Origin of the sequence: Saccharothrix longispora, assembly GCF_031455225.1 — a bacterium.
GTDB lineage: Bacteria > Actinomycetota > Actinomycetes > Mycobacteriales > Pseudonocardiaceae > Actinosynnema > Actinosynnema longispora.
In genome coordinates this window covers 5131267-5158053 of the sequence record NZ_JAVDSG010000001.1, presented here as the reverse complement: position 1 = coordinate 5158053, position 26787 = coordinate 5131267, and the positions used below count along the sequence as shown (strand labels likewise).

The window sequence follows — 26787 nt, the reverse complement described above, 5'->3', positions numbered from 1 at the left end:
AGACCTTCGAGAAGGATTCGGTCGGTGGAAGACGTCGGCGGGGAGCGCTTGCGGTTCGAGGTGCTCGGCCTCCTCCGGGCGGTGCGCGGCGGTGCGGAGGTGGACCTCGGCGCGGCGAAGCAGCGCGCCGTGCTGGCGGTGCTGCTGCTCGCCCGCAACACCCCGGTCAGCCGGGACCAGATCATCGAGGCGGTGTGGGGCGACACCCCGCCCACCAGCGCGGTCAACCTCGTGCAGACCTACGTCGCCGGCCTGCGCCGCGCCCTGGAGCCCCGCCGCGCCCGTCGCGCCCCGGCCGAGCTGCTGACCTCCGTCGGCGACGGCTACCTGCTGCGGGTCGCCGCGGGCGCGGTCGACCTGGACGACTTCGAGCGCGGGGTGGTGGCCGCCGGGCGGCTGCGCTCCGCCGGCGACCTGGTGGCCGCCGCCGACGCCCTCGACGACGCCCTGCGCCTGTGGCGCGGTGAACCGCTCGGCGGGATCGTCGGCCTGTTCGCCGAGGTGGAGCGGGACCGCCTGGTGGAACGGCGGCTCGCCGTGCAGGAGGAGCGCGCCGAGCTGATGCTGCTGATCGGCCGCGGCGCGGAGCTGGTCGGGTCGCTGACCGCCCTGGTCGGCGAGCACCCGCTGCGCGAACGCGGGCACGGGCTGCTGATGCGCGCGCTGTGCCAGGCGGGCCGGCAGGCCGAGGCGCTGGCCGCCTACCGGGACGCGCGCCGGGTGCTGATCGACGAGCTGGGCGTCGAACCGGGCCCGGAGCTGCGCAAGCTCCAGCAGGCCGTGCTGGCGGGGGAGAACCCCGAGCCGGAGCCGCCCACCCGCCCGATGACGCTGCCCGCGACCCCCGAGCCCGCGCCCGCCATCACCCCCGCCCAGCTGCCGCGCGCCTCGGTCACGCTGATCGGCCGCGACGACGAGCTCGACCGCCTCGACGGCCTGCTCGCCGCCCACCCCGACGGCGGTCTGGTCCTCGTCGTCACGGGTCCCGCCGGCGTCGGCAAGACAGCGCTCGCCCTGCACTGGGCGCACCGGGTCCGCGAGGACTTCCCGGACGGCCAGCTCTACGTGGACCTGCACGGCTACGACCCCAACCAGGAGCCCCTGGGCGCGGGCGAGGTCCTCAACCGCCTGCTGCGCGCGCTCGGGGTGTCGTCGGCGGACCTCCCGGTCACCGTGGAGGAGCGCTCGGCGCTGTTCCGGACGCTCACCGCCGACCGGCGCACCATCGTGATGCTCGACAACGCCCGCGGCTCGACCGAGCTGCTGCCCCTGCTGCCGGGGCCGCCCTCGTGCGTGCTGGTGACGTCCCGCCGGCGGTTGGTCGGCCTGGTCGCGCACGCCGAGGCGCGCCTGGTCGAGCTGGACATGCTGGACGTGGACGCCGCGGTCGCGGTCGTCGGCCGGGTGGCGGGCCGGGACGGCACCGAGTCCGCCGCGCTGCGCCGGCTCGCCGTGCTGTGCGACGGGCTGCCGCTGGCGCTGCGCATCGCCGCCGCCCGCCTGGCCGTGGCACCGTCGCTGAAGGTGGCCGAGCTGGTGGCCGAGCTGGACGACGAGCACGGCAGGCTGGCCGCGCTGGGCCTGGAGGACGAGGACTCCACCGTGCGGGCCGCCCTGGACGCGTCCCGCCGCGCGCTGTCCCCGCTGCCGGCGCGGCTGCTGGCCCTGCTGGGCCTGCACCCCGGCCCGGACGTGACCGCGCACGTCGCCGCCGCCATGGCCCGCGTCCGGCTGGGGGAGGCGCAGCGCGCCCTGGACTCGCTGGTCACCGCGAACCTGCTGTCGCCCACCGAGACGGGCCGCTACGGCGCGCACGACCTGGTCCGCGTCTACACCCGCACGCTGGCCGCCGAGCTGGCCCCGGGGGAGCGCCACCTGGCGACCAGCCGGATGCTCGACTACTACCTGCACTGCGCCGACCTCGCGGACGGCCTGCTGCCGGTGGGCCGGGGCAGCGTCCGGGTGGCGCCGGAGCACGTGCCGGCCGAGGTGCCCGGGTTCGCCGGGTCGGCCGAGGCCATCGCCTGGCTGGACGCCGAGCAGGGCAACATCATCGCCGCCGCCGAGCTGGCCGCCGAGGGCGGCGACCGGGCCTGGCTGGTGCACGCCTGGCAGCTGCCGTACACGCTGTCCCGGTTCTTCTGGTTGCGCGCCGACCGGGCGACCTGGCTGCACACCACGGAGGCCGCGCTCAAGGCCGCCACGACGCTGGGCGATCCCGAGGGCCGGTTCGTCATGCTGTTCAACCTCGGCGCCGCCCTGGCGCACTTCCAGCGCATGGACGAGTCGCTGGCGCGGCACCGCGAGGCCCTGGAGGTGGCCCGCGCCTGCGGCGACGTCAACGCCCAGGCGCGCGCGCTCACCACGGTCGCCGACATCCTCCAGCACCTGGGGCGCGCCGACGAGTCCGAGGCGTCCTACCGGGAGGCGCTGGCGGTCAGCCGCGCGGCGGGTGCGCGCTGGGCCGAGGCCAGCGCGCACCACAACCTGGGGCTGCTGCAACTGGCGTCGCGCCGCTACGACGACGCGAAGTCCTGGCTGCGCGCCGCCGTGGACATGTACCGGGAGGTGGGCGAGCAGTGCGGCGAGTCGACCTGCCACACCGACCTCGCCATGGTGCTGCTGGAGTCCGGCGAGCAGGCGGACGCGGTGGCGTCGGCGCGGACCGCGCTCCAGGTGGCCTCGGCCGCGGCCAGTCCGTACCACCAGGCGATGGCCCACGACCGGCTGGCGACCGTGTTCGACCGGCAGGGCGCGCCGGGTGCGATCGCGCACTGGCAGCGGGCGCTGGCGCTGCTGACCGAGCTGCGCGCGCCGGAGGCCGACCAGGTCCGGGCGCGCCTGGCCCGTGCCCGCGCCGCCGCGTCGGCCTGAGCCCGGCGCGACGGACCTCCTGATCGGTTGGGTGGTCTGGACCTATTGACAGATAGGTCCAGACCTCTTAGCTGTCGGTGAGCTGCGTCGTGGCCGCCGCCTGCCACGCCTCGCGGTGGCGGGTAAGGGAACCACCCCGCGGTGCGCGCGAACGCGGCGCGGGCACGCGCCTCCCGCGAGCCCCGCACGCCGAGGCGACCGTGGTGGGGGGCTGGGCCACCGCACGGCGCCGGAGGCGGGCGAGGGGGAAAACGCCGCCCGGAGGCCGCCTGAGGTGTGACAGCATGCCAGGTGTGGCACGCCTCGGTTCCGGAATTCCCCTGGTGGCGCGTAGCCGGGAGGTGGCCAGGCTCCGCGCCGCCCTCGACGACGCCGCGCGGGGCACGGCGGGCGCGGTCCTGCTCGCCGGCGACGCGGGCGTCGGCAAGAGCCGACTGGTGGACGAACTGGCCGCCGCCGCGGGCGACGCGCTCGTGCTCACCGGGCGCTGCCTGGGCGTCGGCGAGACCGGCCTCCCGTACCTGCCCTTCACCGAGGCCCTCGGGCAGGTGCGGGAGGCGGGCCTGCTCGACGTCGCCGCCCGGCCCGCGCTGGCCCCGCTGATCCCCGAGCTCGCCCTGCCGGCCGCCCACGAGGGCGGCCGGTCCGTGTCCGGCCCGCCGCACCCGGTCGGCCGCCGCTCCGAGCAGGACGTCGGCCAGCTCCGGTTGTTCGACGCCGTGCACGGCCTGCTCGGCGACCTGGCCGGGGAGCGGCCCGTGCTGCTGGTTCTCGAAGACCTGCACTGGGCCGACGCCTCCACCCGCCACCTGCTGTCCTTCCTGCTCCCCCGGCTGAGCGGGCAGCGGCTGCTGGTCGTCGCCACCTACCGCTCGGACGACCTGCACCGCGGCCACCCGCTGCGGCCCCTGCTCGTCGAGCTGGTGCGGCTGCCCGCCGTGCAGCGGCTCGACCTGACCCCGCTCAGCGCGATCGACGCCCGCTCGTTCGTGGCCGCGCTGTCCGACGACCTGCCCGACGACGTGGTGCTGGAGGTCGCCGAGCGCTCGGACGGCAACCCGTTCTTCGCCGAGGAGCTGATCGCGTTCGCCACCTCCGGCGCCGGGCACGTGCCGCGGACGCTCGCCGAGGTGCTGCCGGCCCGCGTCGAGCGCCTCCGACCGGAGGCGCAGCGCGTCGTGCGGATCGCCTCCGTCGCGGGCCGATCGGTCCGGCACGAGCTGCTGCGCGACGTGGCGGCCGTGGACGACGTCGCGCTCGACACCGCCCTGCGCGAGGCCGTGCAGCACCACGTGCTGCTGGTGGACCGCGCCGGCGGCTACGCGTTCCGGCACGCCCTGCTGCGCGAGGCCGTGTACGGCGACCTGCTGCCCGGTGAACGCACCCGTCTGCACTCCGCGTACGCCGACCGCACCGCCGCCGGCGGCGGGCGGGGCGCCGCCGCCGCGCTCGCCCACCACAGCCTGGAGTCCCACGACCTGCCCCGCGCACTGCGCGCGTCGGTCGAGGCCGCGCAGGAGGCGCAGGCCGCCGGCGCGCCCGCCGAGGCGCTGAGGCACCTGGAGCGGGCGCAGGAGCTGTGGCCCGCCGTCCCGGAGGCCGACCGGCCGCCGGGCGTGAGCGAACTGGTGCTGCTGCGCCGCGCGTCGTGGGCGGCGGGCACGTCCGGCCACCCGGAGCGGGCCGTCGCGTTCGCCCGCACCGGCACGACGATCCTCGACGGGGCCGACCCGGAGACCGCGGCCGAGATGTGGCGGCGCTTCGCACAGGCGTTGCAGGTGCTCGACGGCACCGAGGACGAGGAGTTCCGCGCCATCGAGGAGGCGTGGCGGCTCGTGCGCGACCGGCCCGCGTCCCCGGCCCGCGCCCGGGTGCTGGCGGTGTGGGCGGCGGCGCTGCGCCACGGCCGCGAGTACGCGCGGGCCCGGGAGCGCGCAGGGCTGGCGGTGGCCGACGGCCGCGCGGCGGGCGCCGAGGCGGCGGTGGCGGACGCGCTGACCACGCTGGGCCTGCTCGACGAGGCCGCGGGCGAGGTGTCCCCGGCCCGCGAGCACCTGACCGCGGCCGTGGCGTGCGCGATGGAGGCCGGGGCGGTCAGCACCGAGCTGCGCGCCCGCTGCTTCCTCGGCCTGCACCACTACGACCTGGGCGAGCCGGCCGAGGCCGCGCGGGTGTTCGACGAGGGCGTGGCGCGGGCCAGGGCGACCGGTCTCACGTGGAGCTCCTTCGGCCTGGAGCTGCGCATCCGCCAGGTGCTGACCAAGTACTGCACCGGCGCGTGGGACGACGCGGCGACCGCCGCCGAACCGCCGGGCCTGCGGGTGTCGAGCACGGTGTCCGCGCGGCTCGCCGCGGCCGGCACGCACGTCGCGGTCGGCCGGGGCGAGTTCGAGCAGGCCGAGCGGATGATCCGCGAGCTGCGTGCCGACTGGCACCGCGACCTCCAGATCGCGCTCATCACCGGCGGCACGGGCGCCGAGCTGGCGCTGTGGCGCGGTCAGCCGGAACTGGCCGTGGAGCGGGTCGCCGACGCCGTGCAGTGGTCGCGCCAGGGCGACGAGTGGTTCCTGGCGGGCATCCGGCTGGCGGCCCTGGGCGTCGCCGGGCACGCCGACCTGGCCGTGCGGGCGCGGCGGCGGCGCGACCGGGTCGCGGAGGAGGCGGCGGTGCGCGCCGGGCGCGAGCTGGCCGGGTACGCCCGCACCACGGCCGACCTGGGCTCGCCGCGCACCGGCGAGCTGGGCCCCGAGGGACGCGCGTGGCTGGCCCGCGCCGCCGCCGAGGAGTCCCGGCTGACCGGTCCGGGCGACCCGGTGCTGTGGCGCCGCGCCGCGGACGGGTTCGACTTCGGGTCGGTGTTCGAGCAGGCCGTCTGCCGGTGGCGGCTGGCCGAGGCGCTGCTGGCCGCCGACCTGCGCGACGAGGCGGTGACCGTGCTGCGGCAGGCCGGCGCGGTGGCCGACCGGCTGGGCGCGGCGCCGCTGCGGGAGGCGCTGGACCTGGTGGCCCGGCGGGCGCGGGTGGCGCTGCGCGACACGGGGCCGCGCGACCGGGTCGACCCCTTCACCCCGCGCGAGCGGTCGGTGCTGGAACTGGTCGCGCGGGGGCGCACCAACCGGCAGGTGGGCGAGGAGCTCTACATCTCCGAGAAGACGGTCAGCGTGCACCTGAGCCGGATCATGGCCAAGCTCGGCGCGAGCAGGCGGGCCGAGGCCGTGGCGAACGCCTTCGACCGGGGTCTGCTCGACCTGCCCGACTGACGCGGCGCCGGACCGGGCGCGTCAGACCTCAGGACCACCCGGCGTCATCCCGCCGGCTGACGGTGGGTTCCGCCGCCGAGGTGACGACCGGTTACGCCCGCCGGCCATAGCTTTCTCCCCGATCGAGAAGACCGAGGGAATGAGGGAGCATGTCCGCACTGGTGTCCGACGTCGGGACCCGCACCGCCGCAGAGGCAGCGAACCTGGTGAAGGTGTACGGCAAGGGCGACACCGCGGTCCGCGCCCTCGACGGGGTGAGCGTCGCCTTCGAGGCGGGCCGCTTCACCGCGATCATGGGGCCCTCGGGCTCCGGCAAGTCCACGCTGATGCACTGCCTCGCCGGGCTGGACAACGTCGACGGCGGCAGCGTGCGCATCGGCGGCACCGAGATCACCTCGCTCAACGACAAGGACCTGACCAAGCTGCGCCGCGACCGCGTCGGCTTCGTGTTCCAGGCGTTCAACCTGCTGCCCACGCTCACCGCCGAGGCCAACGTCCTGCTCGGCCTGGAGCTGGCCGGCCGCAAGCCCGACCGCGAGTGGTTCGACACCATCGTCGACGTCCTCGGCCTGCGCGACCGCCTCAAGCACAAGCCCACCGAGCTGTCCGGTGGCCAGCAGCAGCGCGTGGCCTGCGCCCGCGCCCTGGTCGCGCGGCCCGACGTGGTGTTCGCCGACGAGCCGACCGGCAACCTCGACTCGCGCTCCGGCGCCGAGGTCCTCGACTTCCTGCGCATGTCGGTGCGCAAGCTCGGCCAGACCGTGATCATGGTGACGCACGACCCGGTCGCCGCGTCCTACGCGGACCGCGTCGTGCTGCTCGCCGACGGCCGGCTCGCGGGCGACATCGCCAACCCGACCGCGGACTCCGTGCTCGCGGCCCTGAAGCACCTGGGCGCGTGACCTGATGCTCCGCACGATCATCGCGGGCCTGCGGGCCCGCACCGCGCGCCTCGTCCTCTCCTCGGTGGCGATCGCCCTCGGCGTCGCGTTCGTGACCGGCACCCTCGTGCTCGGCGACGCGATGAACGCGAGCCTGCGCGACCAGTTCGCCAAGGGCGCGCGCAACGTCGACGCCTCCGTCACCCCGTCCGGCACGTCGGAGGACGGTCCGAAGGGCATCACGCCGGAGGTGCTGGAGAAGGTCCGGCAGACCCCCGGCGTGGCCGGCGCCGATACCCGCTACATCGCGTCCGTCCCGCTCATCGGCGGCGACGGCAAGGCCAAGAACGCGTGGGGCGCGCCGCTGGCCTCCACCGAGCGGCTGCGCGAGTTCGACCTCGTCGCCGGCCGCTACCCGACCGGTGACGACGAGATCGCGGTCGACGAGCGCACCGCCTCGACCGCGAAGCTCACCGTCGGCGGCACGGTCACGCTGCTGGCGCCCGACCAGTCGGAGCGCGCGTTCACCGTCGTCGGCACCTACGCGCAGGGCGTCAACCGGGTCCAGGTGTCGGGCAACGACCACGTCGTGCTCACGCCCGCCGCGCTCCGGGAGTTCGCCGAGGACCGGCTGCCCTACGAGGTGGTCGCCGTGGCCGCGCCCGGCGTCACCCAGCAGCAGTTGGTGGACGACCTGCGCGAGGCCGTCGGCGGGGACGGTTACCGGTTCCTGACGGGCGAGGAGCTGACGCAGGAGGCGCTGCGCCAGGTCGCCTCCCAGGCCGGCGAGTTCACCACCGTGCTGCTCGCGTTCGCGCTCATCGCGCTCGTCGTCGCGGCCATGGTCATCTACAACACGTTCACCATCTTGGTCGCCCAGCGCACCCGCGAGCTGGCCCTGATGCGGTGCGTGGGGGCGAGCCGCGCCCAGGTGTTCCGCGGCGTGCTGGCCGAGGCCCTGGTGATGGGGCTCGTCGCGTCCGTGCTCGGCCTGTTCGCCGGCCTCGGCGTCTCCGCGCTGCTCCAGGAGGTGATCGGGAGCTTCGACGGCGGCACCGGCGCGGTGAGCCTGCCCGTGTCGGTGACCACCGTGCTGGCCGCGTTCGCCGTGGGCACCCTGGTGACCGTGCTGGCCGCCGTGCTGCCCGCCCGCAAGGCGACCCGCGTGCCGCCGGTGGCCGCGCTGCGCAGCCAGCCCGACAGCGGCGAGGAGGTCAGGCGCACCGGCGTGCTGAGGGTCCTGACGGCCGTGCTGTTCGCCGTGGTCGGCGTCGGCGCGATCGTGCTGGGCATGGGCATCGACGACGAGAACGCGTCGATGGTCGTCAGCGGCGGGGGCACCATGGCGCTGCTCGCCGCCGTGATCGTCCTCGGCCCGCTGCTGGTTGGACCGGTCAACCGGGCGCTCGGCGTCGTGCCGCGGATGCTGTTCGGCGTGCCCGCGAAGCTGGCCTCCGCCAACGCCGCCCGCAACCCCAAGCGCACCGCCGCGACCACCGCCGCGCTGCTCATCGGCGTGACCATCGTGTCCCTGGTGACGGTGGTCGCCAACAGCGCGAAGGAGACCGCCAACGCCCAGATCGACCAGCGGATGCCCGCCGACTACACGGTGACGTCCTCCGTCCACGACCGACCGCTGCCCGAGCGGCTGGCGACCGACCTCGCCGCGGTCCCCGAGGTCGAGGAGGTCGCGCCCACCACCCGCGTGTACGGGGACCGGGCGTACTTCGACGGCGTCCCGCGCGACGCGCTGGGCGACCTGTTCCGACCGGAGGTCACGAGCGGTTCACTCGACGACCTGGTCGACGGCGCGGTGGCCGTGCGGGACGAGTACGCCACCGAGGCCGGCCTGTCCGTCGGGGCGACGCTCACCGTCCGCGAGTTCGAGGGCGGCGGGTCGCAGGACCTCCGCGTGGTGGCCGTGGTCACCGGCAACGGGCTGCCGGACGGCCTGATGACGCTGGAGACCTCGAAGCGGTTCGCGCAGGCCGCCGAGGGCTACGACAGCATCCTGATCAAGCTGCGCGACGGCGCCGCGAACGGCCGCGCGGCGGTCGAGGAGGTCACCGACGCGTCGCCGCTCGCCGTGCTCGACAGCGCCGCGGAGACCAAGGAGCAGCTGAACTCGCAGCTCGACCAGGTGCTCGGGTTCATCTGGGCGCTGATCGGGCTGGCCGTCGTGATCGCCCTGTTCGGCATCGCCAACACGCTCACCCTGTCGGTGCTGGAGCGGACCCGCGAGTCGGCGCTGCTGCGCGCCCTCGGCCTGACGCGGGGGCAGCTGCGCCTGATGCTGGTGATCGAGTCGGTCCTGATGGCGGTGATGGGCGCGGCGATCGGCCTGGTGCTGGGCATCGGGTTCGGCTGGGTGGTCGTCGAGGCCGTGTCGTCGGACACCGTGCCGTTCGACCTGGTCGTGCCGTTCGGGCAGATCGGCGTGATGCTGGCGGGCGCCGTGGTGGCCGCGGTCCTGGCCGCCGCCCTGCCCGCCCGGCGCGCGGCGCGCACCTCCGTGATCGCGGGCATCGCCGAAGCCTGACCGCGAACGCACGACACGCGTGTCGCGAACGCACGACTCGCCGGGCACGAACGCACGACACGCCGGACACCCCGCGTGTCGTGCGTTCATGCCGCGCGAGTCGTGCGTTCGCGGCCTGTGTGTCGTGCGTTCGCGGCCTGTGTGTTGTGCGTTCGTGCGGAATCGCGGGGTCGCGCGTCACGGTTCGGCGCGGTTCGCCTCTCACCAGGTGCGGGGTGGCCCGAGCGAGGGCCGGGCCACCCCCGCGTCGCGCGTTCCGCCGCAACTGGCCTCACACACCGTCATTTCTGGTTGCTCTTCGTTACGGGAGCGCTTCAGAAAGTTACGGAACGGTGTCGAGAATCCCGGTACTCCTTGACGTGCCGTGCCGGGGGTCACAGGGTGAGAGCGCTCTCATGAGAGCGCTCTCACGACGTCGGGCGGTTCCCGGCGAGTGCGTCGAGGAGGACGGATGAGCAGGACTTCGGTCGGCCGGACGACGGCGATCACCGCGGTCGCCCTGACCGCCACGCTGGTGGCGGCCTGCGGTGGCGGGGGAGGTGACGCGGGTGACGGCACCGTGAAGCTGTCGATCGGCATCTTCTCCGACTTCGGGTTCACCAACCTGATCAAGGAGTACCAGGCGTCACACCCGGGCATCGAGATCGAGCAGCGCACGGTCAAGATGGAGCAGCACCACACGCAGCTCGCCACCCAGCTCGCGGGCGGCCGGGGCGCGGCGGACATCGTGGCGATCGAAGAGGGCAACATCGCCCAGTTCCGCCAGTCCAAGGACAAGTTCGTCAACCTCGCCGACCACGGCGCCCTGGAGCTGAAGGACCAGTGGGCGGCCTGGAAGTGGAACCAGGGCACCACCGACGACGGGAAGTTCGTCCTGGGCCTCGGCACCGACATGGGCAGCCTCGCCCTGTGCTACCGGCGCGACCTGTTCCAGGCCGCCGGGCTGCCCGTCGAGCGCGAGGAGGTCGGCAAGCTCTGGCCGACCTGGGAGAAGTACCTGGAGGTCGCCGACACCTTCACCGCCAAGACGCCGGACAAGAAGTTCGTCGACGCCGCCCAGAACGTCTACAAGGCCATCCTCGACCAGACCGAGGAGGGCTACTTCGCCAAGGCCGACGACGGCTTCATCGCCGACTCCAACGACAAGGTGGAGAAGGCGTTCACCCTGGCCGCGAGCCTCGGCGAGAAGAAGCAGACCGGCGCGCTGGCCCCGTTCAGCCAGGACTGGAACGTCGCCCTCAAGCAGGCGTCCTTCGCCACCACCACGTGCCCGGCGTGGGCGCTCGCGCTGATCAAGGCCGGCGCCGGCGACGAGGCCGCGGGCAAGTGGGACGTCGCCGCCGCGCCCGGCGGTGGCGGCAACTGGGGCGGCTCGTTCCTGGCCGTGCCCAAGCAGGGCGAGCACGTCAAGGAGGCCGCGGAGCTGGCCAAGTGGCTGACCGCGCCCGAGCAGCAGAAGCGGATCTTCAAGGAGACCGGCAACCTGCCCAGCCAGCCCGCCGCGTACCAGGACCCCGAGGTCACCGCGACCACGAACGAGTACTTCAACTCCGCGCCCGTCGGCCAGATCTTCGGCAACTCCGCCGAGAGCCTGAAGCCGACCTACCGCGGCACCAAGGACTCCGTGGTCACGCCGATGTTCAACAACGCGCTCTCCCGCGTGGAGACCGGCAAGCAGTCCGGTGCGGAGGCGTGGGAGCAGGCCGTGAACGAGGCGAAGGCGGCGTCCGCCAAGTGACGGTCGCGCCCGAACGGACGGCGGCGGGACGGGGCACGACGCCCGTCCCGCCGCCCGTGCGCCTGTCGTGGCGGGACAAGCTCACCCGGTGGGACGGCAAGTACACGCCGTACCTGATCATCGCGCCGTTCTTCCTGGTGTTCGGCGTCTTCGGCCTGTACCCGCTGCTCTACACCGCCTGGGTCTCCCTGCACGACTGGCAGCTCATCGACGGCGACCAGGGCTTCACCGGCCTCGCCAACTACGCCGAGCTGCTCTCCGACGGCAACTTCTGGAACGCGCTGGGCAACACGGTCAGCCTGTTCCTGCTCTCGACCGTGCCCCAGCTGTTCGCCGCGCTCGGCCTGGCCGCCCTGCTCGACCGAGGCCTGCGCGGCCGGGCGTTCTGGCGGGCCGGTGTGCTGCTGCCCAACGTCATCTCGGTCGCCGCCGTGGCACTGGTGTTCGCCCAGCTCTACGGCCGGGACTTCGGCATCGTCAACTCGCTCCTCGGCCTGGTCGGCGTCGACCCGGTGGACTGGCGCGCCGAGACGTGGGCCTCGCACCTGGCCATCAGCTCGATGGTGATGTGGCGGTGGGTCGGCTACAACGCGCTCATCTACCTGGCCGCCATGCAGTCCGTGCCCAAGGACATGTACGAGTCGGCGATGCTCGACGGCGCGTCCCGGTGGCGGGTGTTCTGGTCGATCACCGTGCCGAGCATCCGGCCGACGCTCCTGTTCACCGTCATCGTGTCCACCATCGGCGGCATGCAGCTGTTCGTCGAGCCGCAGCTGTTCGACCCGGGTGGCACGGCCACCGGCACCGGCGGCGACGACCGGCAGTTCCAGACCCTGGTGATGTACCTGTACGAGAAGGGCTTCCGGTTGTTCGACGCGGGCTACTCGTCGGCCATCGCGTGGGTGCTGTTCCTGCTCATCCTCGTGGTGGCGATGGTCAACTTCGCGGTGACGCGGCGCATCGCGTCGAAGGGGTGAGGCCGGTGCGCGCGAAGTTCTCCGCCACCAAGGCCGGACCGCTCGCCTACGCGGTGCTGGTCGTGGTGCTGCTCGCGTCGGTCTTCCCGCTCTACTACTCGTTCCTCATCGCCAGCAAGGACAACTCGGCGCTCGGCGAGGCGGTGCCGTCGCTCGTGCCGGGCGGCAACCTGTTCGAGAACCTGGCCCGCGTGTTCGACACCGTCGACTTCTGGCTCGCCATGCAGAACTCGCTGGTCGTCGCGGGCACGGTGGCGATCAGCAACGTCGTGCTCGGCACGCTCGCGGGCTTCGCGTTCGCCCGGCTGCGGTTCCGGGGCGGCAACGCGCTGTTCCTGGTCGTCGTCGGCACGTCCATGGTGCCCACGCAGCTCGGCGTGATCCCGCTCTACATGCTGATGTCGGACCTCGACTGGTACGGCACGCTCCAGGCGGTCATCGTGCCCGCGCTGATCGGCGCGTTCTCGGTGTTCTGGATGCGGCAGGCGTGCGAGGAGTCCGTGCCGTTCGAGCTGGTCGAGGCCGCGCGGGTGGACGGGTGCTCGGTGCTGCGGACGTTCTGGCACGTCGCGTTCCCGGCGGTGCGGCCGCAGGCGGCGGTGATGGGCATGTTCACGTTCATGACGGCCTGGAACGACTTCTTCTGGCCGCTGATCGTGCTGGACCCGAACGACAGCCCGACCGTGCAGGTGGCGCTGTCCACGCTGGCGAGCGGCTACTACACGGACTACTCGCTGATGCTCTCCGGTGCGTCGCTCGCGGTGCTGCCGGTCGTGGCGATCTTCCTCCTGCTGGCGCGGCAGATCGTCGGCGGGATCATGCAGGGCGCGGTCAAGGGGTGAGGACTCGAATGACGACAACCGACCCGGCCACCGAGGTCGACCTGCTGCGCTTCCCGCCGGACTTCCTGTGGGGCGCGGCGACGGCGGCGTTCCAGATCGAGGGCGCCACCACCGAGGACGGGCGCGGACCGTCCATCTGGGACACCTTCGCGGCGCGCCCGGGCGCGGTGCTGGGCGGCGACACGGGCGATCCGGCGTGCGACCACTACCGGCGCTACGCCTCGGACGTGGAGCTGGTGGCCGGGCTGGGCCTGGGCGCCTACCGGTTCTCCGTCGCGTGGCCGCGCGTGCAGCCCACCGGGGCCGGCCGCGTCGAGCCGAGGGGGCTCGACTTCTACGACCGCCTGGTGGACGAGCTGCTCGGCCGGGGCGTGCGCCCGGTCGCGACGCTCTACCACTGGGACCTGCCGCAGGCGTTGGAGGACGCGGGCGGGTGGCGGTCGCGTGACACGTCGTACCGGTTCGCCGACTACGCGGCGTTCGTGCACGAGCGCCTGGCCGACCGGGTGCAGCTGTGGACGACGCTCAACGAGCCGTGGTGCTCGGCGTTCCTCGGGTACGCCGACGGCGTCCACGCGCCCGGCGTGGTCGACCCGAAGGGCGCGCTGGAGGCCGCGCACCACCTGCTGCTCGGCCACGGCCTGGCGGTGGAGGCGATGCGCGCGCAGGCGCCGGCCGACCACCGGCTCTCCATCGTGCTGAACTTCTGCTCGGTGACGCCGGACTCCGACCCCGAGGCGGCCCGCCGCGTCGACGGCCTCCAGAACCGGCTGTTCCTCGACCCGCTGGCCGGGCGCGGCTACCCGGAGGACGTGCTGGCCGACACCGCGTGGCTGGGCGACTGGTCCGCGGTGGTGCGGGAGGGCGACCTGGACGTGATCGCCGCGCCCATCGACTGGATGGGCGTCAACTACTACAGCCCCACCCGCGTCGCGCTGTCCGACGACCCGGCGTTCGTCCCCGGCGGCCCGCACCCCGGTCTGCGCGGGGTGGAGTTCCTGCCCGCGCGGGGGGAGGTCACCGGGTTCGGCTGGGAGGTGGACGCGTCGTCGTTCACCGCCCTGCTGGAACGCCTGGGCCGGGACGTCGACGTGCCGCTGGTGGTCACCGAGAACGGGTCGGCGTTCCCCGACGAGGTCGTGGACGGCGAGGTGGACGACGTCGAGCGGACCCGCTACCTGGTCGACCACCTGCGCGCCGTGCACCGGGCGGTGCAGGCGGGCGTGGACGTGCGCGGGTACTTCGCGTGGTCGCTGCTGGACAACTTCGAGTGGGCCGCCGGGTACAGCCAGCGGTTCGGCATCGTGCACGTGGACTACGCCACGCAGGTCCGCACGGTGAAGCGCAGCGGCCGCACCCTCGCCCGCGTGGTGGGCGCGAACGCCGTGCCGGCGACCGGGTACGACGTGGCGTGACGCCGGGTCCGGCGGGCCGGGCCCTCCGAGGGGAGGGGCCGGCCCGCTACGGCGCGGACTCGCGCTTGACCAGGGTGGTCGGCAGCACCTCGCGCCGCGCCTTGACCGGCTCCTCGCGCAGCAGCCGCAGCAGGTGGGTGACCATGTGCCGCACCTGGGCGGTCGTGTCCTGGCGCACGCTGGTCAGCGAGGGCGTGGTGTGCGGCGCGATCATCGGGTGGTCGTCGAAGCCGACGACCGCCACGTCCTCCGGCACGCGCCTGCCCGCCTCGCGCAGCGCGTCCAGCGCGCCCGCCGCCATGTGGTCGGAGGCGATGAACGCGGCGTCGAGGTCGGGCACCCGGGCCAGCAGCGCCTGCATGGCGCGCTTGCCGCCCTCGCGGGAGAAGCCGCCGTCCTCGGTCATCAGCTCCGTGGTCTCGTCGTCGGCGCCCACCGCGAGCCGCCAGCCCGCGAGCCGGTCCATCGCCGAGTGCTCGTCCAACGGACCCGTCACCGACACGATCTTCTCGCGCCCCATCGAGATCAGGTGCTCGGTGGCGAGCAGGCCGCCACCCTCGTTGTCGTGGTCCACCAGGTGCAGGCCGCGCAGCGAGCCCCACGGGCGGCCGGCGAAGACGGCGGGCAGCGGCAGCTTGCGCGTCGCCTGGAGGATCTGGTCGCCCTTGTGCGGGACGAACATCAGCGCGCCGTCCACGTGCCCGCCGGCCAGGAACCGCTCGGCGCGCGCCTGGTCCTGCGGCGAGTGCACCAGCATCAGCACCATCTGCACGTCGGCGTCGGCGAGCGCGCGCGCCGCGGAGCGGATCAGCCACGCGAAGTGCGGGTCGTCGAAGATCTTCGGCTCCGGCTCGGAGAACACCACCGCCACCGCGCCGGTCCGCCTGGTCACGAGGGCCCGCGCGGCGTGGTTGGGCTGGTAGCCCAGCTCCACCACGGCCGCGGTGACCGCCTCGTGCGCCTCCGGGCTCACCCTGGGTGAGGCGTTGAGCACCCGCGACGCCGTCGCACGGGAAACGCCAGCCTTCGCCGCTACGTCCTCCAGCGTGGGCCGGGCGCTGTGCGATTGGACGGACACGAGCACCACTCCTCGACGATCGCCGTACGAGGTCCAGCTTAGCCCGAGGCGATCTGTTGGGAAGCGCTCTCACGCACGCTCGGACGGGCGATCCCCACCCCGGTCGCGGAGATCGACACGCGGTGCAGGCCGTCCTCCCGGCGGGTCGACGCGACCAGGCCCGCGCGGGCCGCCGTGCGCACCAGCCCGGTCTCCGCGGGCAGGCACCAGCCGACCAGTTCCGCGTACCCGGCGGCACGCGCGGTGCGGGCCAGCGCGCCGAGCAGCGCCGTCCCCACTCCCCGCCCCTGCCAGGCGTCCTCCACCAGCAGCGACACCTCGGCGCTGTCCGGAGTGGACATCGGGATCAGCTGGCCGAGCGCGATGACCCGGTCGGCGCAGTGGGCGACGACCGTGGTGCCGCGCGGCGGGCTGAGCAGCCGGTGCAGCCAGCGCCTGGGCACGGTCCGCACCCCCGCGTGGTACCGGTTGAACAGGGTGCCCATCGAGCAGCGCGCGTGCAGCGCGGCCACCGCGTCCTCGTCACCCGTGCGGCCGGGCCGCAGCACGACGGCCATGCCGTCCGCGGTGACCAGCGCGGTCGGCTGCGGCGCGACCACGCCGCCGCCCGCCAGCAGGTCCAGCAGCGCCCGCGCCCGCGCCAGCTCCACCTGCGTGAACGGCGCCCAGCCGCGCCGGGCGACGACCACCGTGCCGTCCCGCGCGACGAGTCGCGCGCAGTTCTCGCCGGGGTCCTCGACGCCGCTGTCGGGCACGGCGACCACCGAGTCGGCCGCCAGCACGGCGCGCAGCGCCTCGCACAGCGTGCCGGGGTCGCGCACGGCGTGGCCGGCCGCGCGCAGGGCCGCCGTCGGCGCGTCCACCAGGTCGCGCACGTCCGCCCGGGTGATGCCGACGCACCGGCCGCCCTCGGCCCGCACGGCCGCGACCAGGTCGGCGGGCAGCAGGTCCGGGTCGCCGCCCCGCACGACCAGCTCGTCGAGCACCCCTCCGGGCACCGGGATCACGGACAGGGCCAGCACGTTGCAGTCCCGGTCGGCCAGCCTCGTGGTGATCCGGGCCAGCGCGCCGGGGCTGTCGTCGAGCTCGACGCGCAGCCGCCAGGTCTTCGGTGTGGGCTCCATGCGCCCAGGCTGCTGCGGCGAGGTTGCCGATCGGGGACGCGGGCGTTTCGGGCCCGTTGACGATCCCGGCGGTCCCGCCGGCCCGGCGTCAGTCCCGGCAGGAGGGCGGCGGCAGGGGGTTGAGCGGGCTGCACGGCCACTCGGTGCTGCGCGTCTTCGTGGTCGTGGTCACCGGCGGCGGCGCCTCGGTGGTCTCCACGGGCGGCGGTGGCGGCGCGACCGGTGCCGGTGTGGTGGTCGTCGTGGTCCTCACCGTCGTCGTGGTGGTCGAGCTCGACGGCGCGGTCACCGCGTCGGTGGTCACCAGGCTCGGCGTCGACGACGTGGTGGTCGACGGGCGACCGGTGATCCAGGTCGAGGAGGGGGTGTCGGCGTCCGCGCCGCCGGCCGACGCGTCGATGTACAAGCCGATGAGGACCCCCGTCAGCGCCGACGCCGCCACGGCCAGGCCGCACGTCGCCCACAGCACCCGCACCGCAGTCCTCCTCAGAACGCATCCGTGCCGCACACGCCGAGCGGCAGAACAGTACCGCCCGGCGGAAGCGGCGACGGCGGCCCCGGGCCCGCCCCGGTCACCCGCGTTCCCCGCGCTCCCCGCGTCGCGGCGCCGCCAACCTGCGCTCCAGCGCAGCCGTGCCCAGCACGCGCGCCAGCACCAGCCCGGCCCCGGACAGGCCCGCCACCAGCACCGCACCGGTCATGTGCCAGGTCGGCGAATCACCCGTACAGGTGAACACCTCGGTGAACTTCTCCGACGAGCAGGTGACGAACGGGACCGGGGCCAACCCGATGCTCGCCGCCGACACCCCGCCGAGCAGCGCGGAGCCGAACGTGCGCATCAGCGGGAACGCGGCGTTGGCCGCGCCGACCGCCGCGATGGCGAACAGCAGCGGCACGGGGCTGGGGAACGAGCCGAACAGGGCGCACCCGAGCATCAGCGCACACACGACCGCCAACCCCGCCCTTTCGTCCACCGGCTGACCCTAACAACGCCGCCGCGCGACGTCAGGACTTCGTAAGGCGATTCGCGGACACGGGTGACGCCCGATTCGCCAGGCTTGTCGGGAGTCCCCGACCGGGGACGGACGAGGAAGGCGGACGATGTCCAAGCGCGTGGTCGTGACCGTGGTGGCCGGTGTCGTGGTGGTGGGGCTCGTCGTGGGGGTGGCGCTGTTCCAGCCGTGGCGGCTGTGGACGGACCGGACAGCCGACGAGGCCCTCCTGGTCCCGGTCGCGACGGCCCCGGCCACGTCGGCGGCGTCCACCACGTCGGCGTCCACCACGTCGGCGTCCACCGCGTCGGCACCGACCACCACGACGCCGGCGGGCCCGGTGGCGCTGGCCTCCGGCCCGTTCCGCTCGCTGGAGCACGCCACGACGGGCAGCGCGACGCTGGTCCGGCTGCCGGGCGGCGGGCACGCCGTCCAGTTCGAGTCGCTGGACACCAGCGACGGCCCGGACCTGTACGTGTACCTGTCGGACAAGCCCTCGGACTCGCCGGAATCCGCGTTCGGCTCCGGTTTCACGAACCTGGGGAAATTGCGGGCGAACCGGGGCGATCAGGTCTACGAAGTGCCGGCCGGAACGGCCTTGGACGCCGTCCGCAGCGTCGTGATCTGGTGCGAGAGGTTTTCCGCCGGGTTCGCCGTAGCACCCCTGGAACAGTCGTGACACCGCGCGGAAACACGAACCCGGCGACCCGGGCGGGTTCTGGGCTTTTCGCCGTATTGACGTATCTGGTCTAGACCACATAGAGTGATGGGCAGCACAACGTCCCTCGTGGGTGGGCGGGCGGATGCCCCACCGACGAGGAGCCGGCTCACTGGGGTGGGCCACCCGTTGGCGGCGGCGCGGCACCTCTCTCCCCGAGCCGCGCCGCCGCACACGGTCCCCGGACGTGACGCACGCCGCACCTGATGCACACTGGGTGCGATGCTCACCAGGACCATCGCCATCCACTACGTGACCGCCGCGCTGCGCGGGGCCGTTCGGCGCGGTCACGACCCCGCGGAGTTCCTCGGACCCGCCGGGATCGGCGAGGCGCTGCTGGGCGACGAGCGCGCCAGGGTCACGCCCGAGCAGTACTCCACGCTGGTCAGGGCCCTGTGGGACGTGCTGGGCGACGAGTTCATGGGCCTGGGGCCGAGGCCGAGCAAGCGCGGCACGTTCGCCACGATGTGCCTGCTCGCGGTGCACTGCCCGTCGCTGGACGACGCGCTGCGGCGCGGGCTCGCGTTCTACGGGCTGTTCGACGTGCGGCCGGCGATGGCGCTGGGCGAGCGGGACGGCGCCGCCGCGTTCACCCTGGCCGCGCAGGACGTGGACGACCCGGACCGGTTCCTGGTCGAGTCGCTGCTGGTGCTGTGGCACCGCTTCTCGTCGTGGCTGATCGGGCGGCGCATCCCGCTGCGCGGCGTCGACCTGGCCTATCCCGAACCGCCGCACGGCGCGGAGTACCACCTGATCTTCGGGGCGCCGCTGAGGTTCGGCGCGCCCACGACGACGCTCACGTTCGACACGCGGTTCCTGCGGATGCCGGTCGTGCAGGACGAGGCGGCGCTGCGGCGGTTCCTGCGCAACTCGCCCGCCGAGCTGCTGTCCCGGCGCGACTACGGCGCGGACGCGTCCGGCCAGGTCCGGCGGATGCTCGGCGGCGGGGTGGTGGGCCTGGACAACGTCGCCGCGCGGCTCGGCGTGAGCGCGCCGACCCTGCGCCGCAGGCTGACGGCCGAGGGCACGTCGTTCCGCGAGGTGCGCGAGCAGCTGCTGCGCGACCAGGCGGTGGCGAGCCTCGTGCGGGGCGGCGAATCGGTGGAGGAGCTGGCGCTGCGGCTGGGCTTCTCCGAGGCGAGCGCCTTCCACCGGGCGTTCAAGCGCTGGACGGGCGCCAGCCCCGGCGCCTACCGGGGCGGGGCCGGCTGACCCGGTGCGGAACTGCGGCCGAACGGACGTGTCCGGCGAATCTCCAACGCGGTGCACTGATATCGCGAAAACTCGTCACCACACCCCGCGGGAGTGCCCGTGACCCCACGTCCTCGCTCCGCTTCCGTGGCCGCCTCCCTGGCCGCGGCCCTCCTCCTGCCCCTGCCCGACGCCCACGCCGCACCGCCGGCCCCTCCCGTCCCGGTCGCCTCGGCACCGACCTCCCCGGTGTCGACCTCCCCGGTGTCGACCTCCCCGGTGTCGACGCGGGCGGAGTCCGCCCCGGACCTGCTCGAACCGCCGGTCGGCCGCGCCCTCGCCGTCGACCCGGCCCGCCGGATCGAGACCGCCCGCAGCACCCGCCCGGTCGCGCCCGGCGTCACCCTGGACTCCTTCGACTGGTACGAGCCCGGTGACGTGGGCGGCTGGGTGCGCGGCGACGCGCTGACCGTCGACCTGACCGCCGGCACCCGCGTCGACTACCTGCACCCCGGCGCCGTCTCGGCCGCCGAACCGCTGTCCGCCCAGGCGGACCGGACCCGCGCGGTCGCCGCCGTCAACGGCGACTTCTTCGACATCGACAACTCCGACGCGCCGCGGGGCGTGGGCGTCCAGGGCGGCCGCACGGTCAAGTCGCCCGACGCGGACCACCGCCGCGCCGCCGGGGTGGACGCGGCGGGCGTCGGCCGCGTGATGGAGGTCCTCTTCGACGGCCGGGTCACCCGCGCCGACGGCACGACGATCCGCCTCGACCAGCTCAACAACCTCCTCGTCCGGAACGGCGGGATCGGTGTGTTCGACCCGCTGTGGGGCTCCTACAGCCGGGCGCGCGCCGTGCGGGGCGCGACCGGCGTCACCGAGGTCGTGGTGCGCGGCGGCGTCGTCGCCGAGCTGCGCGACCGCGCGGGCGACGACCCGGTGCCGCCCGACGGCTTCGTCCTCGTCGGCCGCGAGGCGGGCGCCGACGTGCTCAAAACCCTGGAGGTGGGCGAGCGGGTCGCCTTGGAGCACACCGCGAAGGCCGCCGACGGCACCGCCCTGCGCGCCGCCGTCGGCGGCAACCAGCTGCTGGTCGAGAACGGCGTCGTGGTCGCGCCCGACGACCCGCTCAACCCCCGCACCGCGGTCGGCTTCGACGCCGCCGGCGAGCGGATGTTCCTGCTCACCGTGGACGGCCGCCAGTCGGCGTACCTGCCGGGCCTGAGCCTCCGGGACGTCGCCTCGGTGCTCAAGGAGATGGGGGCGCACAACGCGCTCAACCTCGACGGCGGCGGCTCGTCGACGCTGCTGGCGCGCCGGCCCGGCGCCGAGTCGGTGAGCGTGGAGAACAGCCCGTCCGACGGCGGCGAGCGGCCCGTGCCCAACGGGCTGGCCCTGTACGCCCCGGAGGGCAGCGGCGAGCTGACCGGGTTCCGGGTCGGCACCGCCCTCGACCCGCGCGACGCGCCCGGCGACGGCACCGTCCCCGGCGGCCGGCCCGACCGCGTCTTCCCCGGCCTGACCAGGCCGCTGGTCGCCGAGGGGTACGACGAGACCTACGGCCCGGCGCGCGACGAGCGGCACGAGTGGCGCACGACGCGGCCCGACGTGGGCCGGGTGGGCGGCGACGGCGTGTTCCGCGCCTCCCGGCCCGGCACGACCACCGCGGTCGCGCGGCGCGGCGGCGTGTCCGGCGAGGTCGCGCTGACCGTGCTGGGACCGCTCGCGGGCCTGTCCGCGACGACCGCGCGGCTGAGCCTGCCCGACGTCGGCGCCACCGGGGAGGTCGGCGTGGTCGGCCGGGACGGCGACGGGTTCACCGCGCCGGTCGAACCCGCCGACCTGGTCCTGGAGCACGACCCGGCCGTGGTCCGGGTCGTGCCCCGGGACGGCCGGCTGGCGGTCACCGCCCTCGCGCCGGGCGCCACGACGGTCGTGGCCCGCGTCGGGGCGCACGAGGTGCGCGTGCCCGTCACCGTCGGCCTGGAGGAGCGGCTCGTCGCCGGGTTCGACGACGGGGCGTCCTGGACGTTCGGGTCGGCCCGCGGTTCCGGCCGGGTCGAACCCGCGGCCGGGCGCACCGGTCCCGGCCTGCGGATGACCTACGACTTCACCCGGTCGACCGGCACGCGCACCGCCTACGCCGTCCCGCCCGCGCCGATCGAGGTGCCCGGCCAGCCGCTGGCGCTCGGCGCGTGGGTCCACGGCCACGGCCGCGGCGAGTGGACGGCGTTCACCGTCACCGACGCGTCGGGCCAGAGCCGGTCGCTGTACGGCCCGCACATCACCTGGACGGGGTGGCGGTACCTGGAGGTGCCGGTGCCCGCCGCGCTCGCGTTCCCCCTGCGGGTGAACAGGTTCTACACGATCGAGACCAGCGCTGACCGCCAGTACACGGGGGAGGTGCTCGTGGACGACATCGTGGCCAAGGTGCCGCCGAGCGTCGAGCTGCCCGTCACCGAGCCGGTCGAGGACCGGGTGGTCGTGGCGGACGGCACCGTCGCCGACCGGCCGTGGCGGTTCGCCGTGCTGTCGGACGCGCAGTTCGTGGCGCGCGACCCGGACAGCGCCCTGGTGCGGGCCGCGCGGCGCACGCTGCGCGAGGTCAAGGCGCAGCGGCCGGACTTCCTGGTGATCGCGGGCGACTTCGTCGACGAGGCGTCGCCCGAGGACCTCGCGCTGGCCCGGCGCGTGCTCACCGAGGAGTTGGGCGACGAGCTGCCCTGGTACTACGCGCCGGGCAACCACGAGATCATGGGGCCGGGCACGATCGAGAACTTCCGCCGCGAGTTCGGCGCCACGCACCGGGTGTTCGACCACCGGGGCACGCGGTTCGTGCTGCTCGACTCGTCCACCGGCACCCTGCGCGGCGGCGGGTTCGAGCAGGCCGTGCTGCTGCGCGAGGCGTTGCGCGACCACTCGGCGGTCGGCTCGGTCGTCGTGGTGCAGCACCACCCGCCGCGCGACCCGACGCCCACCAGGGGCAGTCAGCTGTCGGACCGGCTGGAGGCCGACCTGGTGGAGGACTGGCTGGCGGACTTCCGGCGCACCACCGGCAAGGGCGCGGCGTTCGTCGGCGGGCACGTCGGCCTGTTCCACGCCTCGCGGGTGGACGGCGTGCCGTACCTGGTGAACGGCAACTCGGGCAAGGCCCCCGCCGGTGACGCGGGCCGCGGCGGGTTCACCGGCTGGACCATGCTCGGCGTCGGCGCCCGCCACCCCGGTGACGACTGGATCGCCGCCGAGGTCCGCCCGCACGTGGACGCGCTGACCCTGACCGCGCCGCCCGCCGTCCGCGTGGGCACGTCGGTCCCGGTCACGGCCACCGTCACCCAGGGGTCCCGCCAGGTCCCGGTGGACCACCCGGTCAGCGCGGACTGGTCGGGTTCGCCGAACCTGCACGTCGGCCCGCCGACCGGCCTCCGCCCCTGGCACGCGGCCCACCTGGACCCGCGCACCGGCACCCTGACCGCACTGCGCCCGGCCGGGGTCACCGTCACCGTCACCGTGAACGGCACGACCCGGCACACCACCGTCAACGTGTCGTAAACCCAGGCTCCGCGAGTCGTAAGTTCGCGCCCCGCGAGTTCCACGTTCGCGATCGATCGCGGTGCGCGAACGTGGAACTCGGAGGGCTTGGACTTACGACTCGCGGGGCCCGGGTTTACGACTCGCGGGGCTTGGACTTACGACTCGCGGGTCAGTAGGGGGTGTTGGTGGCGGCGCGGTCGCGGAGGGAGGCCGGCGGGCGGAAGCGCTCGCCGTAGGTGTCGGCCAGGTAGTCCGCGCGCTCGACGAAGCTCGTCAGGCCGTAGGAGTTGACGAACTGCACCGTGCCGCCGCTCCACGGCGCGAAGCCGAAGCCGAAGACGCTGCCGACGTTCGCGTCGCCGACCGACGTCAGCACGCCCTCGTCCAGGCACCGCAGGGTCTCCAGCGACTGGATGAACAGCAGGCGGTCCTCGACGTCCTTCTCCGTCACGCCCGCGTCCGCCTCGGCGTAGCGCGAGAGCCCCGGCCACAGGAACTTCCGGCCGCCCTCCGGGTACTCGTAGAACCCCGCCCCGCCGGACTTGCCGGTGCGGCCCTCGGCGACCAGCTCCTCCAGCACCGCGAACGCCGGGTGGTCGCCCAGCGCGCCCGCCGCCGCCGGGTCGTCGGCCAGCGCCTGGTCCCGGATCTTGAGCTGGAGCGTCAGCGTCACCTCGTCCGACACGGCCAGCGGCCCCACGGCCATGCCCGCCCGCTTGGCCACGTTCTCGACCAGCGCGGGCGACACGCCCTCGGCGACCATCGACACGGCCTCGGTGACGTACGTGCCGAACGTCCGCGACGTGTAGAAGCCGCGGCTGTCGTTGACCACGATCGGCGTCTTGCCGATCCGCAGCACGTAGTCGAAGGCCCGCGCCAGCGTCTCGTCCGACGTCCGCTCGCCGCGGATGATCTCCACCAGCCGCATCTTCGGCACCGGTGAGAAGAAGTGCAGGCCGATGAACCGGGTCGGGTCGGACACGGCGGACGCCAGGCCGGTGATCGGCAGCGTGGAGGTGTTCGACGCGATCACCGCGTCCGGCAGCGCCGCAGCCTCGGCCGCCGGCAGCACCCGGTTCTTCAGCTCGCGGTTCTCGAACACCGCCTCGATGACGAGGTCGCAGCCCGCGAGGTCGGCGTCGGAGTCGGTCGGCGTGATGCCCGGCGTGTCACCGGCGCCGCGCCGCGCGGCCTCCAGCGTCACGTCCTTGAGCACGACCTCGATGCCCGCCTTGGCGCTGACCTCGGCGATGCCCGCGCCCATCATGCCCGCGCCGAGCACGCCGACCTTCGACACCGCCGACCGCTCGACCCCGGCGGGGCGCGACCCGCCCGCGTTGATCCCGTTGAGCTGGAACCAGAAAGTGTTGATCATGTTCTTGGCGACCTGGCCGGTGGCCAGCTCCACGAAGTAGCGGGCCTCCACCCGCAACGCCGTGTCGAAGTCCACCTGCGCGCCCTCGACGGCCGCGGCCAGGATCTTCTCCGGCGCCGGGTACGCGCCGTGCGTCTTCTTCCGCAGCACGGCGGGGGCGGCGGCCAGCAGCCCGTACAGGTCGGGGTCGCCGAACCGCGCGCCCGGCACCTCGTGGCCCGGCTCGTCCCACGGCTGCGCGGGCGCGGGGTTGGCCCTGATCCACGCCCGCGCCTTCTCGACCAGCTCCTCGCGGGTCGCGGCCAGCTCGTGCACCAGACCCGCCTGCAACGCCCGCGCGGGCCGCAGCTGCTTGCCCTCCATGAGCAGCGGCAGCGCGGGCTGCACGCCCAGCAGTCGCACCAGCCGCGTCACGCCGCCGCCACCGGGCAGCAGGCCCAGCGTCGCCTCGGGCAGGCCGATCCTGATCCGGTCGTCGTCCAGCGCGACGCGGTGGTGGCACGCCAGCGCGATCTCGAACCCGCCGCCCAGCGCGGAGCCGTCGATCGCCGCGACGACCGGCTTGCCGAGCCGTTCCAGCCGCCGCAGCTGGGCCTTGACCTCCTCCAGGAACCCGAGCGCCTCGCTCCCGTTCCCGGGGGTGATCCGGATCAGCAGGTTGAGGTCGCCGCCCGCGAAGAACGTCTTCTTCGCCGAGGTCAGCACGACGCCCGTGATGTGGTCCCGCTCGGCCTCCAGCCGGGCGACGGTCTCGCCCATGGCCTCGTGGTACTCGGCGTTCATCACGTTCGCCGAACCCGACATGTCCATCGTGAGGGTGACGACGCCCTCGTCGTCCCGCTCGAAGTGGATGGCCATCAGACCCTCTCGATGATCGTCGCGATGCCCATGCCGCCGCCCACGCACAGCGTGGCGAGGCCCCGGCGCAGGTCCCGCCGCTCCAGCTCGTCGAGCAGGGTGCCCAGGATCATGCAGCCGGTGGCGCCGAGCGGGTGGCCCAGCGCGATGGCGCCCCCGTTGACGTTGACCTTGTCGTCGGGCAGGTCCAGCTCCCGCTGGAACCTCAGCACGACCGACGAGAACGCCTCGTTGACCTCGAACAGGTCGATGTCCTCGACGCCCAGCCGCGCCTTGTCCAGCGCCTTGCGCGCCGCCGGGGCCGGACCGGTGAGCATGATCGTGGGCTCGGTGCCGACGACGGCGGTGGCGATGATCCGCGCGCGGGGCGTGAGGCCCAGGTCCTCGCCGATCCGGGCGTTGCCGATCAGCATGGCCGCCGCCCCGTCCACGATCTGCGACGAGTTGCCCGGCGTGTGGACGTGGTCGATCCGCTCCACGGTGGGGTAGCGGTCGATCGCGACGGCGTCGAAGCCCAGGTCGCCGTGGAACGCGAAGGACGGCTTGAGCTTGGCCAGGCCCTCCAGCGTCGTCTCCGGGCGGATCGCCTCGTCGTGGTCGAGCACGACGGAGCCGTTCCGGTCGACGACCGCCACGAGCGACCGGTCGAAGTAGCCCTTGTCACGGGCCAGCGTCGCCCGCTGCTGCGAGCGCAGCGCGTAGGCGTCCACGTCCTCGCGGCCGAAGCCCTCCAGGGTGGCGATCAGGTCGGCGCTCACGCCCTGCGGCACGAAGTTCACCGCCATGTTGGTCTCCGGGTCGGCCATCCACGCGCCGCCGTCGGAGCCCATCGGCACCCGCGACATCGACTCGACGCCGCCCGCCACCACCAGGTCCTCGAACCCGGACGCCACCTTCGCCGCGGCGAGGTTGACCGACTCCAGGCCGGACGCGCAGAACCGGTTGAGCTGCACGCCCGCGGGCCGCAGGTCCCAGCCGGCGGCCAGCACCGCCGTGCGGGCGATGTCCGCGCCCTGCTCGCCGACCGGCGACACGACGCCGAACACCACGTCGTCCACCGCCGAGGTGTCCAGGTCGTTGCGCCGCGCCAGCGCGTCGAGCACCCCGGAGGCGAGGGTGATCGGCTTCACGCTGTGCAGCGAACCGCGCTTTCCCCTGCCACGCGGTGTGCGCACCGCGTCGAAGATCAAGGCTTCGCTCATGCACCTCACGGTAAGGTGCCGCGCGGCCCACGCCCATGACCGCACGAGGTGACTTATTAGCTCACCCCGTGCGCGATCACGTTCACGAGCGGTCGCGCGCCACGCACCTCCATGACATTTGCGCTCACGATCGGCGCTCACCGTGGCGACGGCGGTCATGGTGCCGGAACGCCGTCGGTGGCACCGTCGGGG

The 26787-nt window shown here is 74.2% G+C and carries 17 protein-coding genes; 11 read left to right on the top strand and 6 right to left on the bottom strand.

What is annotated here, in order from left to right; translation table 11 throughout:
• The first annotated feature begins 24 nt into the window (after window positions 1-24).
• The 8 genes from J2S66_RS21145 to J2S66_RS21110 all read left to right on the top strand — a co-directional run bounded on the left by J2S66_RS21145 (window position 25) and on the right by J2S66_RS21110 (window position 14526).
• Window positions 25-2874, top strand: a complete 2850-nt coding sequence (locus J2S66_RS21145; protein ID WP_310308946.1) for an AfsR/SARP family transcriptional regulator — start codon at window positions 25-27, stop codon at window positions 2872-2874.
• Between the two features lie 284 nt (window positions 2875-3158).
• Window positions 3159-6134 (top strand): helix-turn-helix transcriptional regulator, encoded by a 2976-nt coding sequence (locus J2S66_RS21140; protein WP_310308945.1) that lies wholly within the window; start codon window positions 3159-3161, stop codon window positions 6132-6134.
• Between the two features lie 149 nt (window positions 6135-6283).
• Window positions 6284-7036: an ABC transporter ATP-binding protein gene (locus J2S66_RS21135; RefSeq protein WP_310308942.1), complete on the top strand. Its 753-nt coding sequence runs from the start codon at window positions 6284-6286 to the stop codon at window positions 7034-7036.
• A gap of 4 nt (window positions 7037-7040) precedes the next feature.
• Window positions 7041-9554 (top strand): ABC transporter permease, encoded by a 2514-nt coding sequence (locus tag J2S66_RS21130; protein ID WP_310308941.1) that lies wholly within the window; start codon window positions 7041-7043, stop codon window positions 9552-9554.
• A gap of 451 nt (window positions 9555-10005) precedes the next feature.
• Window positions 10006-11292, top strand: a complete 1287-nt coding sequence (locus J2S66_RS21125) for an ABC transporter substrate-binding protein (RefSeq protein ID WP_310308940.1) — start codon at window positions 10006-10008, stop codon at window positions 11290-11292.
• Window positions 11293-11348: 56 nt separating this feature from the next.
• Window positions 11349-12269, top strand: a complete 921-nt coding sequence (locus J2S66_RS21120; RefSeq protein ID WP_371320766.1) for a carbohydrate ABC transporter permease — start codon at window positions 11349-11351, stop codon at window positions 12267-12269.
• A gap of 5 nt (window positions 12270-12274) precedes the next feature.
• A complete protein-coding gene (locus J2S66_RS21115) occupies window positions 12275-13111 on the top strand; it encodes a carbohydrate ABC transporter permease (RefSeq protein WP_306749826.1) in 837 nt (278 codons plus the stop codon).
• A gap of 8 nt (window positions 13112-13119) precedes the next feature.
• Window positions 13120-14526, top strand: a complete 1407-nt coding sequence (locus J2S66_RS21110; protein WP_310308939.1) for a GH1 family beta-glucosidase — start codon at window positions 13120-13122, stop codon at window positions 14524-14526.
• Window positions 14527-14572: 46 nt separating this feature from the next.
• On the opposite strand, the gene J2S66_RS21105 is transcribed toward J2S66_RS21110, so the two are convergent.
• From J2S66_RS21105 to J2S66_RS21090, 4 genes are all read right to left on the bottom strand, one after another.
• Window positions 14573-15604 (bottom strand): LacI family DNA-binding transcriptional regulator, encoded by a 1032-nt coding sequence (locus J2S66_RS21105; RefSeq protein ID WP_310308938.1) that lies wholly within the window; start codon window positions 15602-15604, stop codon window positions 14573-14575.
• Between the two features lie 38 nt (window positions 15605-15642).
• Window positions 15643-16728 carry a GNAT family N-acetyltransferase gene (locus J2S66_RS21100; protein WP_310308937.1) on the bottom strand — a complete coding sequence of 362 codons (1086 nt, stop codon included), beginning with the start codon at window positions 16726-16728 and terminating at the stop codon, window positions 15643-15645.
• A gap of 88 nt (window positions 16729-16816) precedes the next feature.
• Window positions 16817-17203: a hypothetical protein gene (locus tag J2S66_RS21095; RefSeq protein WP_310308936.1), complete on the bottom strand. Its 387-nt coding sequence runs from the start codon at window positions 17201-17203 to the stop codon at window positions 16817-16819.
• 97 nt (window positions 17204-17300) lie between these two features.
• Window positions 17301-17702: a hypothetical protein gene (locus J2S66_RS21090; protein ID WP_310308935.1), complete on the bottom strand. Its 402-nt coding sequence runs from the start codon at window positions 17700-17702 to the stop codon at window positions 17301-17303.
• Between the two features lie 127 nt (window positions 17703-17829).
• Here J2S66_RS21090 and J2S66_RS21085 point away from each other — a divergent pair, with 127 nt between their 5' ends.
• The 3 genes from J2S66_RS21085 (at window position 17830) to J2S66_RS21075 (ending at window position 23178) form a co-directional block, all read left to right on the top strand.
• Window positions 17830-18399, top strand: coding sequence for a DM13 domain-containing protein (locus tag J2S66_RS21085; RefSeq protein ID WP_310308934.1), 570 nt, complete (start codon window positions 17830-17832; stop codon window positions 18397-18399).
• A 261-nt stretch (window positions 18400-18660) separates the two neighbouring features.
• Window positions 18661-19650, top strand: coding sequence for an AraC family transcriptional regulator (locus tag J2S66_RS21080; RefSeq protein ID WP_310308933.1), 990 nt, complete (start codon window positions 18661-18663; stop codon window positions 19648-19650).
• Window positions 19651-19749: 99 nt separating this feature from the next.
• Window positions 19750-23178 carry a phosphodiester glycosidase family protein gene (locus tag J2S66_RS21075; RefSeq protein ID WP_310308932.1) on the top strand — a complete coding sequence of 1143 codons (3429 nt, stop codon included), beginning with the start codon at window positions 19750-19752 and terminating at the stop codon, window positions 23176-23178.
• Between the two features lie 151 nt (window positions 23179-23329).
• Here the strand turns inward: J2S66_RS21075 and J2S66_RS21070 are convergent, their stop codons facing one another.
• Complete coding sequence (locus J2S66_RS21070) at window positions 23330-25393, bottom strand: 3-hydroxyacyl-CoA dehydrogenase NAD-binding domain-containing protein (RefSeq protein ID WP_310308931.1); 2064 nt, start codon at window positions 25391-25393, stop codon at window positions 23330-23332.
• Window positions 25393-26595 carry an acetyl-CoA C-acetyltransferase gene (locus J2S66_RS21065; RefSeq protein WP_310308930.1) on the bottom strand — a complete coding sequence of 401 codons (1203 nt, stop codon included), beginning with the start codon at window positions 26593-26595 and terminating at the stop codon, window positions 25393-25395. Before J2S66_RS21065 ends, J2S66_RS21070 begins: the two co-directional genes overlap by 1 nt.
• Between the last annotated feature and the right edge of the window lie 192 nt (window positions 26596-26787).

Coding starts and splice junctions, on each gene's coding strand:
- J2S66_RS21140 (WP_310308945.1), top strand. CDS start 3,159: ATGCCAGGTGTGGCACGCCTCGGTTCCGGAATTCCCCTGGTGGCGCGT.
- J2S66_RS21135 (WP_310308942.1), top strand. CDS start 6,284: ATGTCCGCACTGGTGTCCGACGTCGGGACCCGCACCGCCGCAGAGGCA.
- J2S66_RS21130 (WP_310308941.1), top strand. CDS start 7,041: ATGCTCCGCACGATCATCGCGGGCCTGCGGGCCCGCACCGCGCGCCTC.
- J2S66_RS21125 (WP_310308940.1), top strand. CDS start 10,006: ATGAGCAGGACTTCGGTCGGCCGGACGACGGCGATCACCGCGGTCGCC.
- J2S66_RS21110 (WP_310308939.1), top strand. CDS start 13,120: ATGACGACAACCGACCCGGCCACCGAGGTCGACCTGCTGCGCTTCCCG.
- J2S66_RS21100 (WP_310308937.1), bottom strand. CDS start 16,728: ATGGAGCCCACACCGAAGACCTGGCGGCTGCGCGTCGAGCTCGACGAC.
- J2S66_RS21085 (WP_310308934.1), top strand. CDS start 17,830: ATGTCCAAGCGCGTGGTCGTGACCGTGGTGGCCGGTGTCGTGGTGGTG.
- J2S66_RS21080 (WP_310308933.1), top strand. CDS start 18,661: ATGCTCACCAGGACCATCGCCATCCACTACGTGACCGCCGCGCTGCGC.
- J2S66_RS21070 (WP_310308931.1), bottom strand. CDS start 25,393: ATGGCCATCCACTTCGAGCGGGACGACGAGGGCGTCGTCACCCTCACG.
- J2S66_RS21065 (WP_310308930.1), bottom strand. CDS start 26,595: ATGAGCGAAGCCTTGATCTTCGACGCGGTGCGCACACCGCGTGGCAGG.